Below are 15093 nucleotides of genomic sequence, written 5' to 3'. Positions count from 1 at the left end.
GTGCGCGAGCACCGGGCCGACGCCGCCGTGCCCGCCGTCGTCGACTTCCGGCAGGTCGGCACGCACTCCGAGATCAGCGGCCACAACACGGCGACGCCGGACGAGCTGACCGGCCTCTTCACCGAGCTGCGCGCCGGCATGTACGCCGAAGGCCGCGGGACCTGGCTGCAGGCGCGGTTCACGCTCACCCCCGACGGCGCCTTCGACTTCGACTTCGCGCTCGACGACGATCCCGTGTGGACGGACGCCCCGGAGCCGGCCGCCTACCCGGCCGAGCTCGCCGCGTTCCCGCGCGCCGACGAGCACATCCCGGACTGGTGGCGGCTGCGCGCGCAGCTCCCGCTGGGCGTGGTGTTCCGGGTCGCCGAGGTCGGCGGCCCGGACGTCGATCGGCCGCCGCTCACCGACACCGAGGTGCCGCTCGTGCTGCAGTACCTCGAGCGCGAAGCCGTCGTCCACGACGACGGCGACGAGCGGTTCCACACCGACGGCACGTGGATCTGGTCCGACGCGGTCCCGCTCCTGCTCGCGAAGCACGACGTGCCACCCGAGCCGGACCTCGTCGCGCACATCCGCCGGCACCACTTCCAGCCGCCGTACGTCGAGCCGCTGGTCCGCCGGACCGCGGAGGCGGACCTGCTGGGGCAGCCGCGGCCGAAGCCGGGCCGCGCCGACGTGAAGAAGACCGCGGGGGACGTCGCCGCTGAGCTGGAGACGACGCCCGATCCGAAGCTCGGTGACGAAGAACTGCTGATCGTGCTGGTCCAGCGGCTCGGCGAGCACGGTGTCTGGCCCGAGGCGTACCGGGTCGGTGAACGCGCGGACGGCGCGTGGTGCCTGAACTACACGCCCGACGGCTGGGAGGTGGCCGCGTACGCCGGCGGCGCCGCCCGCGAACCGCGGTACTTCGGCCGCCTCGAGGACGCCGCCCAGCAGCTGCTCGGCGCGTTGCTGCTGCACCCCGCCCGGATGACCGCCGGGCACGAAACACCCCTGGAAACCGCCAAGGAACTCGACGACTGGCCGGTGCACCCGGCTCCGGGTGAGCCTCCCCTCACCCTGCTCCGCAACAAGCGCACCACCAGGCTGGTGGCGGGTACGGTCGTTCTGCGCTTCGGCGAGGAACCCGGCAATCTCGTTCACCACGGCGAGGTACGGTTCGCCACGACGTCGCTGCCGCTCGAACGCGAACGGGTGCGGCGGAGCTACCGGCTGAGACGCCCGCTGCACGTGATCACCGGCATCACGGTTCCGTGGGCGAACCTGCCGGGTGGTGCGGTGGCCTTCGTGCTGCCGAAGACGATCGCCGAGCACGAGTCCGACGGAAGCCTGGAGAGGATCGAGTAGGTGGAAGCGGCGGAAGCGATTGCCAAGGTCGGCCAGTGGCTGCGCGCGGTGCACGGCCCGGACGTCTCCGGTCCCGCGGGCTTGCGGGTGGACACCGAGAAGGTGCTGCGCATCCCCGAGGGCTGGTCGGTGCCCTACAACACCATCGCGTTCCTCGACGAGGGCCGGCCGGAGAAGGAGATCTTCCCGCCGCCGTCGGTCGTCGTCCGCGAGCCGGACGGCGAGCTGCGCCAGGCGCACCCGCACCCCGGCGGCCTGTCGGTGCCGGTGGCGTTCCCCGGCCAGGAGAACTGGCGCGAGGTCGTCGACCCCGAGTACGTGAAGGCCGGGCTCGGCGAGCTGGGCGTGCCGCTGCAGGCCGTCGCGGGCTGGGTGAAGGTCGACGCCGAGGGCAACCAGACCGGCGAAGAGCGGGAGAACCCCGAGTACAAGGCGGGCCCGATCCGCCGCGGCTACCCGAAGCCGGAGAACACCCTCGAGACGCTGCTGTCGTTCGGCAGCGTCGGCTGGCTGACCCGGGAGCTGCTGCTCATCGGCCTGATCCGGTGCGAGGTGTTCGTCCCGCTCGACCTGGAGACCGGCAAGACCGACCGGTTCTACTTCGCCGAGGAGCGCAACGAGCTCAAGGTGTTCAGCTCGACCCGGCACCTGCCCTCGCGCGAGCACGGTTGGTGGAAGGTCGACGTCGCCACGCTCGCGGAGTTCGAGCACCCGCCGAACCTGGTGATCAACGGCGGCCCGACGACCATCGAGGACGTCTCCAGCGGCGAGCTCGCCGAGATCGTCAAGCGGTTCCCGCGCCACGAACCCCGCATCGACGTGCACGGCCGCTGCCCGGAGGCGGAGGAGGACCTGAACCGGGTCGCCACCGAAACGGCGTCCCGGATGGGCCTGCCCGAGCCGGTGAAGCCGCCGCTGGTGGCGGCCGAGAAGGCCCGCCGCCGCGGCTTCGAGCTGACCGCCGAGGAGTGCGCGAAGACCGTGCTCGGCGAGTCGTGGCTGAAGCGGCTGAAGATGCCGGAGCCGCCGCGCAGCAAGCCCAACGACCTGCGCGCGAACGGCCTGGCCCCGGCGTACGACAACGCCGGCCGCCCGGTGCCGCGGCTCGACACGTTCGGCAAGTACTTCGAGCGGGACCTCGACGGCTTCCGCTACGGCTGGCAGCGCGTCACGGGCGCGTACGTCGGCTTCGCGCTCGGCGAGGCCCTCGGCGCGGCCGTCGACCGGATGATGCTGCACGACATCCACGCGAAATACGGCATCGAAGGCGTCACCGACCTGGTCCCGGCGTTCGACCAGCCCGGCCGGATCGGCTCGCTGACGCAGCGGCTGCTGTTCTACACCGAGGCCGCGATCCGCAGCCCGCACCGCGAGCAGCCGGAATCCCGCGAAGCCGAGCAGCTCTTCCCCGACGTCGTCCGCGGGGCGCTGCAGCGCTGGCTGCGCACCCAGGGCGCGCCGATGGACGCCGTGGACGGCTGGCTCGTGCAGGTCCCGGACCTGCACGCCCGGCGGGACGCCGACGACGCCGAGCTCAACGCCTACCACCAGCTCGCCACCGGGGCTGCGGGCGCGCCGCCGATGACCGGCCCGGCCGCGCTGATCCCGGCGCTGCCCGCCGCGCTGACCATGGCCGGGCCCGGCAGCGGGTTCAGCGGCGGCGCGCGGCAGGCCGCGCGCGAGCTGGCCGGCGTGACGCACCCGGACGAGACCGACCTGGCCGCCACGACCTACCTGACCTGGCTGTTCGAGCACGCGCTGACCAAGGACCCGTTCAGCTTCCCGGTCTGGAACACCAGCCGCGAGGTGCTCAACCCGGACAACCAGTTCCAGCAGGGCCCGGAGTGGACGGCGATCAAGGACATGGTCGCCGAGTCGGTGCCGTTCTTCGGCGAGCACGGGCTGCCCGACCTGCGGATGCCCGAGCTGATCGGCGACGGCAAGACGACGCTGTCGGTGCTGGGACGCGCCTTCGCCGCGTTGTCGGGCTTCGAGAACTACCCGGAGCAGGCGCTGCTGCGCGCCGTCAACCACTCCGGCCGCAGCGCCCTCACCGGCGCGATCGCCGGCGCCCTGCTCGGCGCGCGGACCGGGATCCCCGGGCTGCCGCAGAAGTGGGTCGACCAGCTGGAGCTGCGGTACCTGGTCGAGAACGTCGCTTCGGACGCCTACTGGCACTTCGACCGGCATTCGGCGTTGAGCGCCCTCGGCGACCAGTGGATCGAGCGCTACCCGCGGCACTAGCGCGAGGATGGGGAGAATGGCAGAAGCGGAAGACGGCGGCTTCGTCGAGTGGCGCCCCGACGTCGACCCGGAGTTCGACGAGAAGGCGTTTCCCGACCTCGGCATCCCGGTGCGCGCCATCCGCGGCTGGACGCAGTACACGCTGTTCGGGGAGCCGACCGGCCCGCGCCGAAGCAACGAGCAGTACACGCCCGGCCCGGTGTGGCGCGGGTTCCCGGTGCCCACGACCGACGCCGAAAAGCTGCTGAACTACCTGAGCGTGCATTGGATCAGCCGCGCCGACTTCGCCCGGGCGCTGCTGGACTGCGAAGTGTTCGTGCCCCTCCTGAGCACCGGCGAAGCCGGTTCGGGGGGTCGGCCCCCCAGCAATGTCACAGCCGGCGAGCCGCTGCTGCGGCCGGTGCCGGCCACCGGCGGGCGGGAGGTCATCGCCTACAGCTCGTCGGCGAAGGTGCCCGGGCGGTACCCGCACCGGTGGCGGGTGACCGTCCGGGAGCTGCCGTCGTCCGGGCTGACCCTCGACCCCGGCACCGGACTGGTGCGCAGCCTGACCGCGGCCGAGCTGACCGAGGCCCGCGGCGGTGCGCCCGAGCCCCGCGCCCGGGTCGAAGAGCTCGCGCCGGAGGCCGGGCCCGAGGTCACCGAGGCGCTGCCCGGGCTGGTCGCCGAGTTCGGCGTCGAGCCGCCGGACCTGCTGGAACGGCACCTGCGGTACGCCGTCGACCACGCCCGCGACCACCACTTCGAGCTGACGCCCGCCGAGTGCCTCCGGTACCTGCGCGGGTTCGCCTGGCAGTACCGCAACGGCGTCCGGCGCCGGGCGGGCCAGGCGCCCGAGTGGCCCGTCGACCTGGCGGCGAACGGCCTGATCGCGCACGTGGACGAGGACGCGCGGCCGCGGCCGGTGCCGTGGACGTTCGGGAAGTTCTCCGCCTTCGGCACGCTCGCCGGGCGCTTCGCGTGGCACCGGATCGTCGGCGCGTACGTCGGCTTCGCGATCGGGGACGCGCTGGGCGGCGGCGCCACCGGCCCGCTGCCGATGGGCGGCCTGACCAGGCACCTGCTGTTCCACACCGACGCCGTGCTGCGCGGGCTGCCCCCGGTGCCGACCGGTGAGGTCCCGGCGACCCTGCCCGAGCCGGACCCGGCCGGCTGGCTCGCCGTCGCCACGCGGCACGCGGGCCCGGCGCCCGCCGAGTTCTCCGCGCTGCTGGCCACGGCGTTGGCCGCGACACCGGCCGGCGCGGTCGCCCTGGCCGACGTCGACGGCGAGCGGTACGCGAAGGACGTCGCCCGGGAACTGAGCGGCAGCGGGGCCGGCGCCGAGGTCACCGAAGGCGTCGAGCTGCTGGTTTCGCTGTTCCAGGCCCTGCTGACCCGGGACACGTTCGCGTTGCCGGTGCACGTCCGCCTGCGGGAGGTGGGCGGCGACCTGGCCGCGTCGACGCTGGCGCTGCGCGAGGACCGCGACGCCGACGACGTCGCCCAGCTGGAGAGCATCGGCGACGGCCGGGGCGTGCGGTCGGTGCTCGGCCGCGCGCTGTTCGCCGTGGCCAAGCGCGGGTACGACCCGGAAGCGGCGATCACGCTCGCCGCCCGGTCCGGCCCGGTCGCCGGAGCGCTGGCCGGGGCCATGGTGGGCGCGCGGCTCGGCGTGCCCGGCCTGCCCGCCGCTTGGGTGGCCGCGCTGCCCGACCTCGGCCTGCTCGACGACGTCGCCAGCGACGTCTTCTGGTACTTCAACCGCAACGGCCTCCAGACGGAAGCCGCCGAACACGCGCGCTGGGAGCGCCGGTACCCGAGCGGCCGGTTCACCCCGCGACCGGAGGGACCCGACTTGCGATCGCGACTGCGCGGCAGCCTGCTGGCCGGGGCGATCGGCGACGCGCTGGGCGCGAAGACCGAGTTCGACTCCATCGACCGGATCCGCGAAATCGCCGGGCCGGCCGGCATCACCGACTTCATCCCCGCGTACGGCGGCGTCGGCCGGATCACCGACGACACGCAGATGACGCTGTTCACGCTCGAAGCGCTGATCCGGGCGCACGCCCAGCAGCGCCGGACGGGTTCGGCCGACGTCGTCCACTCGCTGCAGCTGGCCTACCAGCGCTGGCTGCACACCCAGGGCGTCACGTGGGACCGGGCACGCGGACCGCAGTCGCCGGTCGAGGCGCCGGACGGCTGGCTGATCACCCACCAGGAGCTGTTCAGCCGGCGTGCCCCCGGCCTGACCTGCTTCGGCGAGCTCGAAGCGTACGGCCGCTCCGGCGTCCGGGGCACCATCGAGCGGCCGGTGAACAACTCGAAGGGCTGCGGCGGCGTGATGCGCGCGGCGCCGATCGCCCTGTGGTCGGACGACCTCGCCGAGGTGTTCCGGCTCGGGGCCGAGAGCGCGGCACTGACCCACGGCCACCCGAGCGGGTACCTGTCGTCGGGCTGCTTCGCGGTGCTCGTCCACGAGCTGCTGCACGGGAAGCCGCTGCCCGCCGCGGTCGCGACCGCGCGGGCCGAGCTCGTGAAGCACCCGGGGCACGAAGAGCAGAGCGCGGCGCTCGACGCGGCCTTGGCGATGGACGGCCCGCCGACGCCGGAGAAGCTGGAGCGGCTCGGGCAGGGCAACGTCGGCGAGACGGCGTTGTCGATGTCGGTGTACGTCGCCCTGACCACCACGGACCCGGATTCGGCGTTGCTCGCGGCGGTCAACCACAGCGGCGACAGCGACTCGACCGGCTCGGTCTGCGGCAACCTCGTCGGCGCGATGTACGGCGCGGAAGCACTGCGGAAAAGCTGGCTCGACCAGCTGGAACTCCACGACGTGATCGTCGGGCTGGCGGACGACGCGCTCACCGAGTTCGGCCCGGACGCGCCGGGCGACGACCGGTGGTTCGCGCGGTACCCGGTCGACTAGGTTTTCGGGGATGACTGGGGACGGGGAGGACAAACGTGCGTTACCGGGTTGAGGTGGCCGAACGCCCGGACGGCCTGTACGCGACGTGGGGTGAGGGGACCTTCCGCGCGCAGCGGTCGACCACCGACGGCACCGTGCTGCTGTCCGTGCTGCCGGAGGAAGAGGCGCCCGAGGGGTTCGACAAGGAGCACGACGGGCGGCCGGCGCGGGTGGTGCCGGCGAGCGAAGTGCCGTCGACGTTCACACTGCGCACCTTCGCCGAGTACGACGGCGAGGTGTTCGAGGTCGCGCCGGGCGACCGGCCGGAGCTGACCCTGCGCTGGGTCCGCGACGACGCCGCCCGCGCGGCGCAGCTGGGCCTGACCGACTTCTCGGTCACCGTGCCGGCCAAGCAGGTCACGGCGCTGTGGCAGACGCGGCTGGACTTCACCGAGGCACCCGAGGCGCGGCCGCAGCCGGGCACCGGCGACCAGAACGCGCTGCTGCGCGCCATCGGCCGGACGCTGCTACACACCGTGCCCGGCGGCTGGGCCCGGGTCGGCGCCCAGTTCCGGCAGGTCGGGGACTACGCGGAGATCGAGGTCCGCGCGGTCGGCGACGAGGACGGCCCGGTGTCGGTGTCGCTGCCCGCGGTGCCCCGGCTCGGCGGGCTCTTCGCGCGGCTGCGGGCAGCGATGTTCCAGGCCGAGGCCGGCACCTGGTTCCAGGGCACCTTCACGCTCGACGCCGAATCGCAGTTCGACTTCGACTTCGACGCCGACCGCGAGCCGGACTGGCGGGTGCCGCCCAACGACGGCGGCCGCCCGTCGACCGCGGCCTACGAGCTGGAGCTGGCGACCTACCCGCGGACGTCGAAGCACATGCCGGCGTGGCTGACCGCGAAGGCCGGGCTACCGCTGGACGTCGTGTTCCGGCACGCACGGATCGCCGACTCGCACGCCGAAGGCGAACGGCCGGTGGTCAACCGGCCGCCGGTGCCGCCGGACCAGGTCCGCGGCCTGCTCGACTACCTGTTCCGGGCGCCGGTGGCGCTGCACCGGCCGGCGCCGCTGCCGGACCTCTTCGGCGGCCCGGGCGCGAAGCCGGACGTGCCGAACGCCTTCCACACCGACGGCACCTGGATCTGGCCCGCCGCCGTGCCGCACTACCTGCGCAAGTACGGGGTGCCGCCGGAGCCGGAGCTGGTCGAGCACGCGCGCGCGGCCGGATTCCGGCCGCCGTTCGTCGGGGAGCTCGTCCGCGCGACGGCGGAGGCGGAGGTCCTCGGGCAGCCGCGGCCGCCGCAGACGGCCGCCGACCTGCCGGACGAGCGCGCGCTCACCCGCGTCGCCCGCGGCGAGCAGGTGCGGAACCTGAAGGGCGCGGAGACGCTGGAGCTGCTCCAGCAGCGGCTCGCCGAGCACGGCGTCCCGGCGGCGGCCTACCGGATCGGCGCGCACGAGGTGCCGGCCGAAGGCGTCTGGACGCTGCGCCGCGCCGAGAACGGCTGGGAGGTTTCACGGCCGCCGTCGGACGAGCCGGTGGCGTTCGGCTCGCTCGGCGACGCCGCCCGGTTCCTCCTCGGCGCCCTGCTGATGCTGCCGCCGCGGCCGGCGGAGGAGTCCGACCAGCCCGCCGACTGGCCGATCCTGCCGATGCGCGGCGAACCGCCGTTGAACTTCTACCGCGGCAAGCGCCTGCTCACGCTGCCTCCGGGCACCACGGTCGTCCGGTACGGCAACGAGACCGGCAACCTGGTGCACGCGGACGGCTCGCGGTTCGTCGAGACGGCGCTGGCGTTCGAACGCGAACGCGAGAAGCGGCTCTACCGGGTGCAGCGCGCTATCCGCGTGCTGACCGGCGTGACGGCGCCGTGGGGCGGGATGCCGGGCGGCGCGGTCGCCTACCTGCTGCCCCGGCCGCTCGCCCAGCACGTCGAGACGGGCTCGCTCAGCAGGCAGTGATCAGGACGGCGGGCGACCACCAGTAGTCGGCGAGCGGGGTGACGTCGACCTCGGTGAAGCCCGCCGTCTTGAGCTGCTCGGCCCAGACCGGCGCCGGGTGCTCCCAGTTCGTCCGCTGCTGCCCGGAGACGATCCCGAGCAGCACGGGCAGCAGGAAACCCTGCGCGACCAGGGTGGCGTCTTCGCCGTACTCGGCCACGCCCCGCTCGTAGCGTTCGACGAGCGACCGGAGGTGCTCCGGCGAGCCTTCCTCGAATTCGGGGACGTCGAACTCGGCGAGCACCAGCGTCGCGGTGCGCGGCTGCAGCGCCCGCAGCACCTCGGCGCGCTGCTCCGGCTCGATGGACTGCAGCGCGAACGTCGACTGCACGAAGTCCCAGCCGAGGTCGTCGCGGGCCAGGAAGTCCTGGGCCGTCGACTGCCAGCACTGGGCCGACGGCACCCGCTCGTGGACGCCCTCGAGCAGCGCGGCCGACGGTTCGACCAGGTCGATCCGCGGCGGGAGGTGCGACGCCTGCTCCAGCGCGGGCACCACGGCGAGGCCGTCACCGCAGCCGAGGTCGAGCAGCGACTCCGGTTTGCCGGCGTCGTAGCGGGCGGCCAGCTCGGCGCTCAGCGCCCGGTACAGCTCGACGTTGCCGCCGCCGCGGATGAACGCCGTGAACGCGCTCGGCTGGTCGTACACCGGCGCCGAGCCGTCGCCGGTCAGGTAGGTCCGCAGTTCGTCGGCCAGCGTGGAGCCGGCCAGCCCGGCGTGGGCGGCGAGTTCGGCGGCCTGGTCGCGGTCACCGGAGCGGTAGGCGGCGAGAGCGTCGGCGAGCAGCTCGATCGAGGTCATGTTCAGGGAATATCAGAACGGGACCCACAACGTCACTCGCGTGCCACCCCCGGCGAGTCCCGACTCCACCAGCGACGTCCCGCCGACCTCGGCCAGCCGCGCGGTGATGGACTCGCTGATGCCGAACCCGGCCGGGTGGTCGGCCGCGCTGAAGCCGCTGCCGTGGTCGCGGGTGATCACCGCGATGCCGCCGTCGCGCTCCTCGACGCGGACCACGACCCGGTCGGTGCCGGAGTGCTTCATCGTGTTCCGCATCGCCTCGCGGACGGCGTCGCGGATGGCGATCTGGCGGACCTCCGACAGCGTGTCGTCGTCCAGCTCGGCCACCACGAGCTGGGCACGCAAGCCGTCGCGGGCCATCTCGGCGGCGAGCGCGGCGAGCTTCTCGCCCAGCGGCCGCGCGCCGGCCTCGGCCCGTTCGGACGCCGCCGACTCGATCGTCTGCCGGATCTCCATCGCCTGGGCCCGGGCCAGCCGCTGGATCTCGACCAGCCGTTCTTCGGCGTCGCCGGGCCCGGACAGCGCCATCGCTTCCAGGGTCTGCAGCACGGTGTCGTGCAGCCTCCGGTGCTGCTGGGCGCGCTCGGCGAGCCGCCCGTTGCGGGTGCCGTAGGCCAGCGCCAGCCGGGTGCCGAGGCCGGTCAGCACCAGCGCGGCGGTGGCCAGGAACAGCTCCGCGAGCAGGATCGAGTACGTCGAGAAGGCGGCCGGGACCAGGAACCCGCCGGTGTTGAACCAGTTCGCCAGCATCCGGAGCGGGAAGCCGAGCAGCCCGAACACCACGCCGCTCGGCAGGCCCAGCGCGAGCGTCAGCAGGCCGGCCTCGCCGTAGAGGTGGACGCTGGTGACCGCCAGCGCGTCGAAGTACGCCGGGTTCGGCACGGTCAGCGCGATGAGCAGCGGCGAAACCACCGTGAAGGTCAGGTCGACGGCCAGCAGCTTCCCGGCGTCGCGGCCGCGGAACGGCGCCGAGCGGAACATCCAGCGGAGGCCGATGACGTTCAGCGCCACCGACAGGAGCGTGAACACCCCGACCGGCAGCAGCCCGGTCGCGCCGTGCTGGAGGGCGTAGACGCCGAACTGGCCCGGCACCGCGAGCAGCCGGTACGCCAGGGGGATGAGCACGACGTACCGGGTCGCGCGCAGCAGCAGGCCGTCGCGCTCGGTGGGGTCGATCGGGCCGGACATCCGGGAGATCCGCCGCAGCGCGTGCATCGGCGCCGGGTCGGCGATCTCGGCGGGCAGCTCACTCGTGGCGGCGGCGATCGCGGGGGCACCGCGCCTCAGCAGCGCCACCAGGAAGCTGCCCCCGCCCGCCACGGCTCACGCGTCCCCGACGCCGTTTTCCGCGGCCCACTTCTTCAGCTCGGCGACGGCCTCGTCGTGCTCCAGCGGCCCGCGGTCCAGGCGCAGCTCCTTGAGGAACTTCCACGCCTTGCCGACGTCCGGCCCCGGCTGGAGGCCGAGCAGCGCCATGATCTGCTCGCCGTTGAGGTCCGGCCGCACGCGGTCGAGGTCCTCCTTGGCCTTGAGCGCGGCGATCCGGGTCTCGAGGTCGTCGTAGGTCGCCTGCAGCGCGGCCGCCTTCCGGCGGTTGCGGGTCGTGCAGTCGGCGCGGACCAGCTTGTGCAGCCGGGCCAGCAGCGGCCCGGCGTCGGTCACGTACCGGCGGACCGCCGAGTCCGTCCACTCGCCCTTGCCGTAGCCGTGGAACCGCAGGTGGAGGAACACGAGCTGGGAGACGTCGTCGATGATCTCCTTCGAGAACTTCAGCGCCCGCAAACGTTTGCGGGCCATCCGCGCGCCGACCACCTCGTGGTGGTGGAAGCTCACCCCACCGCCCGGCTGGAACTCCCGCGTCGCCGGCTTGCCGACGTCGTGCAGCAGCGCCGCGAGCCGCAGGACCAGGTCCGGCCCGGACGTCGGCTCGTGCGTCTTCTCCAGGTCGATCGCCTGGGCCAGCACGGTGAGGGAGTGCTGGTAGACGTCCTTGTGCTGGTGGTGCTCGTCGATCGCCAGCCGCATCCCGGGCACCTCCGGCAGCACCCGGTCGGCCAGCCCGGTGTCGACCAGCAGCTCCAGGCCGGGGCGCGGGTCGTCGGCCAGCAGCAGCTTCGACAGCTCGGCCTGCACCCGCTCGGCGGTGATCCGGTCGATCTCCGCGGCCATCGACGTCATCGCGTCGACCACCCGCGGCGCGGCGGCGAAGCCCAGCTGCGCGGCGAACCGGGCGGCCCGCAGCATCCGCAGCGGGTCGTCGGCGAACGACTCCTGCGGCGTCGCCGGCGTGTCCAGGACCCGCTCTTTCAGGGCGCTCAGGCCGTCGTGCGGGTCGATGAACGTCTTGGACGCCAGCTCGACGGCCATCGCGTTGACCGTGAAGTCGCGGCGCAGCAGGTCGCCCTCGATGCTGTCGCCGAAGGTGACCTCGGGATTGCGGCCGACGCGGTCGTAGCTGTCCGCGCGGAACGTCGTGATCTCGAGCTGCATGCCCTTCTTCGTCACGCCGACCGTGCCGAAGGCGATCCCGACGTCCCAGACCGCGTCGCCCCAGCCGCTGACGATCTTCAGGACCCGGTCCGGCCGCGCGTCGGTGGTGAAGTCGAGGTCGCCGGACTGCCGGCCGAGCAGCGCGTCGCGGACGCTGCCGCCCACGAGGTACAGGCGGTGCCCCGCCCTGGCGAACCTTTCCGCCAGCTCCTCCGCCAGGGGAGAGACCTCCATCAGCCCCACCACCTGCTCATCGACCACGTCGTTCACGAAAATCCCACTACGTTCCAGGTGCGATAGCTGCAGGCACCGCCGGACACGGACACGGAGAGCCAGCCTACCGGGGCAACCGTTTGCTCTAGCATCGCAGCATGTCTGGATCAGCCGGCCGCCCCGGCGCCTCGAAGCCGCGCAGGCGGCGGAGGCGTCAACGCGGCAGGCGCCTGACCACGGTCGACGAAACGTCGGCCGGTGGCCTCGTGGTGGACGCGGAGCGCGAACAGGCGGTGCTGATCGGCCGGCTCGACCGGCACGGCAGACTGCTGTGGTCGCTGCCCAAGGGCCACATCGAGGACGGTGAGACGGTGGAACAGACGGCGGTGCGCGAGGTGAAGGAGGAAACCGGCATCTCCGCGCGCGTCCTGCGGCCACTGGGCACCATCGACTACTGGTTCGTGGCCGAGAAGCGGCGCATCCACAAGACCGTGCACCACTTCCTGCTCGAATCGCTCGGCGGCGAGCTGTCCGACGAAGACGTCGAGGTCACTGAGGTGGCCTGGGTCCCGCTGGCCGAGCTGGAGACCAAACTCGCCTACTCCGACGAGCGCAAGCTCGTCCGGAAGGCCAGCCAGATGTTCAAGGAACTTTTCGCGCGCCCGGACGTCCACGGACGAGACGAGCACGCCCCTGAGGGAGCCCCCGAGTGAAGCGGTTCGCCGCAGCGTTCCTTTCCGTCCTCTTCCTGGCCGTCCCCGCCCTAGCCGGAGCCTCGGTGGCCCAGGCGGAGGCGGGTGCCCGCCTGCGCGTCGACCTGACCGGGCTCGGCCCGCGCGTGATCACCAGCTCGGCGACGACGCTGACCGTCACCGGCACGGTGACCAACACCGGCGACCGGAAGGTCAACCGGCCGCAGGTGCGGCTGCAGGTCGGCGACCGGGCGACGACCGAACGCGGGGTCGGCGACGTGCTGGCCGGCGCGGTCATCAAGGACACCCCGCTGACCGACTTCACGCCGGTCGCCGAGGCGCTGGAGCCGGGGCAGAGCGCCCCGCTGAACATCACCGTCCCGCTGACCGGGGCACGGGCCGAGCGGTTCAGCCGGCCCGGCGTCTACCCCCTGCTGGTGAACGTGAACGGCACGCCGGAGTTCGGCGGGCCCGCGCGGCTCGGCGCGGTCAGCATGCTGATGCCGGTGCTGGCCGGCCCGGGCAAGCAGGCCAGCAGCCGGTCCGGCGCGCCGAGCATGACCCTGCTCTGGCCGCTGACCGGCAACGTCCCGCACGTTTACGCGTCGCCGTACGGCAGCCCGCTGGTGCTGGCCGACGACCGGATGGCCGGCGAGATCAGCGCCGACGGCCGGCTGAACGCGCTGGTCACGGCGGCCACGGCGGCCGCGCGGACCAACTCGGACCTGGCGAAGTCGATGTGCTTCGCGCTCGACCCGGACCTGCTCGCCACCGTCGACGCGATGAGCCGCGGCTACCTCGTCCACACGGAATCGGGCAACGTCGACGGCAAGGGCGTCGACGCCGCGAAGGCGTGGCTCGCGGCGGTCCGCTCGCTGGTCGGCAGCCGCTGCGTGGTGGCGCTGCCGTTCGCCGACGCCGACCTCGACGCGCTCACCCGCATCCGCCCCGGCGACGCCGGCCTGGTCACCCGCGCGGCCACCGGGGCCGCGACCATCCAGCAGCTGACCGGCGTCACCCCGCAGGCCGGCGTGCTCTGGCCGGACGGCACGCCCAGCGCGTCGGTGCTCACCGCGCTCACCGAGGCCGGCGTGCGGACCGTGCTCGCGGACGCGGGCAAGCTCGCGCCCGCCGCGGCCGGCGGCGGGGTCACCGTGCAGGGCAGCACCGTCCGCGTCCAGCCGACCGACTCGCTGATCTCCGCCGCGATGACCGGCGTGCCGAGCGTGCCGGACTCGGTCACCGTGCCCGCCACCACCGAACGGGCGGTCGCCAGCCAGAACGGGCTCGGCGCGCTCGCCTTCCGCGCCGGGCTGGGCCAGCCGGCCGGGCAGCAGCGGCCGAACCACCTGCTGGTCGCGCCGCCGCGGCGCTGGGACGCCTCGGCCGAGGAGTTCACCACCTACCTGCGGCAGGTCGGCGACTTCCTGGACGCGGGCCTGGTCACCGCGACCGGGCTGTCGTCGCTGCTCGCCACCGACCCGGCGGCCTCCGGCGCGGTCGGCGACAGCGGCCAGGACCCGGCCGCCGGCGTCGATGCGGGCGTCGTCGCGACGCTTTCGACGCTCAACGTTCAGGCCACCGGGCTGGCGTCCGCGATGCAGGTCGACCCCACCAAACGGGTGAAACCGGACGACGTCGTCGAGCCGGTCCGGCTGGCCGAGCTGCGTGGTGCGTCCACGGCGTGGCGCGGGCTGCCCGCGGACGCGGCGACCACGAACGCCCAGGCCGAGCTGGCGGCGATCAGCGGGCGGGTGACCGTCTCGCAGCCGAAGCAGACCATCGCGCTGGCGTCCGGCAACTCGCCGCTGCCGGTGTACGTGAGCAACGACCTGCCGGTCGGCATCAACGCCCGGTTCACCCTGAACAACAACACCGGCCTGCGCCCGGAGGACGCCAAGGACTGGTACTTCCCGGCCAGCGGCGGCAAGAACTACTTCCTCCCGGTCGAGGCGCTGCGGGCCGGCCGGTTCAGCGTCGATGTGTCGTTGAGCACGCCCACCGGTACCCCGCTCGGGTCATCCGCGCGGTTCGAACTGACGTCCACCGAGTACGGCGCGATCACCATCATCGCGACCGTCGCCGCAGGTGTGGCCCTGCTTCTGCTCGCCTCCCGGCGCATCTACCGACGGCTGAAGGAGGCCCGCGCCGGGCGGGACGTCATCGACGGATAGCTCGGCCTTCGCGTGCTCCGAGCCGTTCACGATTACCCTTGGTCCGCACGTGCGCGGCACCCGGCCGCGGCACCGGAGACGAGCACCGAGGATTGGGCACGCGTTGGAGAGAGAGCCGGGCTTACCACCCGAGCGTGCGGGTCGTCCTCGGCGCGAAGGCCCGCCGCCCCCGCAGCGAGGGGACGGGCCCCCGCGCGCGTCGCAGCCGGGCCGCCGCCAGCCGCCGCCGCAGCAGCCGCCACCG

9 protein-coding genes are annotated in these 15093 nt (G+C 73.5%); 6 read left to right on the top strand and 3 right to left on the bottom strand.

Going from position 1 to position 15093, the window contains the following annotated elements; genetic code table 11:
• Genes C2L59_RS35140 through C2L59_RS35125 form a run of 4 tightly spaced genes read left to right on the top strand, consistent with a single transcriptional unit; the run spans position 1 to position 8442 of the window.
• On the top strand, positions 1 to 1347 hold the full coding sequence (locus tag C2L59_RS35140) for a TNT domain-containing protein (RefSeq protein ID WP_103353849.1): 1347 nt from the start codon (positions 1 to 3) through the stop codon (positions 1345 to 1347).
• Positions 1348 to 3591 carry an ADP-ribosylglycohydrolase family protein gene (locus C2L59_RS35135; protein ID WP_103353848.1) on the top strand — a complete coding sequence of 748 codons (2244 nt, stop codon included), beginning with the start codon at positions 1348 to 1350 and terminating at the stop codon, positions 3589 to 3591. It abuts the gene before it with no gap.
• A 16-nt stretch (positions 3592 to 3607) separates the two neighbouring features.
• Complete coding sequence (locus tag C2L59_RS49470) at positions 3608 to 6499, top strand: ADP-ribosylglycohydrolase family protein (protein WP_233223849.1); 2892 nt, start codon at positions 3608 to 3610, stop codon at positions 6497 to 6499.
• Between the two features lie 35 nt (positions 6500 to 6534).
• Positions 6535 to 8442 (top strand): TNT domain-containing protein, encoded by a 1908-nt coding sequence (locus tag C2L59_RS35125; protein WP_103353847.1) that lies wholly within the window; start codon positions 6535 to 6537, stop codon positions 8440 to 8442.
• On the opposite strand, the gene C2L59_RS35120 is transcribed toward C2L59_RS35125, so the two are convergent.
• From C2L59_RS35120 to C2L59_RS35110, 3 genes are read right to left on the bottom strand one after another with little or no spacing between them, the layout of a single operon-like run.
• The gene (locus C2L59_RS35120) at positions 8429 to 9280 is read right to left on the bottom strand and encodes a class I SAM-dependent methyltransferase (protein ID WP_103353846.1); all 852 of its coding nucleotides are present in this window, start codon (positions 9278 to 9280) and stop codon (positions 8429 to 8431) included. The two genes, C2L59_RS35125 and C2L59_RS35120, sit on opposite strands and share 14 nt — an antisense overlap.
• Before the next feature lie 12 nt (positions 9281 to 9292).
• A complete protein-coding gene (locus tag C2L59_RS35115) occupies positions 9293 to 10600 on the bottom strand; it encodes a sensor histidine kinase (RefSeq protein ID WP_103353845.1) in 1308 nt (435 codons plus the stop codon).
• A 3-nt stretch (positions 10601 to 10603) separates the two neighbouring features.
• Entirely contained in the window at positions 10604 to 12040 is a 1437-nt protein-coding gene (locus C2L59_RS35110) for a CCA tRNA nucleotidyltransferase (protein WP_103353844.1), read from the bottom strand.
• Positions 12041 to 12141: 101 nt separating this feature from the next.
• On the opposite strand from C2L59_RS35110, the gene C2L59_RS35105 reads away from it, so the two are divergent.
• Both C2L59_RS35105 and C2L59_RS35100 read left to right on the top strand, forming a co-directional pair.
• On the top strand, positions 12142 to 12696 hold the full coding sequence (locus C2L59_RS35105) for an NUDIX hydrolase (RefSeq protein WP_199199408.1): 555 nt from the start codon (positions 12142 to 12144) through the stop codon (positions 12694 to 12696).
• Positions 12693 to 14849 (top strand): DUF6049 family protein, encoded by a 2157-nt coding sequence (locus C2L59_RS35100; RefSeq protein WP_103353842.1) that lies wholly within the window; start codon positions 12693 to 12695, stop codon positions 14847 to 14849. Before C2L59_RS35105 ends, C2L59_RS35100 begins: the two co-directional genes overlap by 4 nt.
• The last annotated feature ends 244 nt before the right edge of the window (positions 14850 to 15093 follow it).

The sequence above is a fragment of the Amycolatopsis sp. CA-128772 genome, assembly GCF_002904295.1.
Taxonomy (GTDB): domain Bacteria; phylum Actinomycetota; class Actinomycetes; order Mycobacteriales; family Pseudonocardiaceae; genus Amycolatopsis.
The sequence above is the reverse complement of the archived record's forward strand: the minus strand, read 5'-3'. Positions and strand labels throughout refer to the sequence as shown.

What these genes read in the sequence shown, in the direction of transcription:
- C2L59_RS49470 (WP_233223849.1), top strand. Translation starts at nt 3,608, where the DNA reads ATGGCAGAAGCGGAAGACGGCGGCTTCGTCGAGTGGCGCCCCGACGTC.
- C2L59_RS35120 (WP_103353846.1), bottom strand. Translation starts at nt 9,280, where the DNA reads ATGACCTCGATCGAGCTGCTCGCCGACGCTCTCGCCGCCTACCGCTCC.
- C2L59_RS35105 (WP_199199408.1), top strand. Translation starts at nt 12,142, where the DNA reads ATGTCTGGATCAGCCGGCCGCCCCGGCGCCTCGAAGCCGCGCAGGCGG.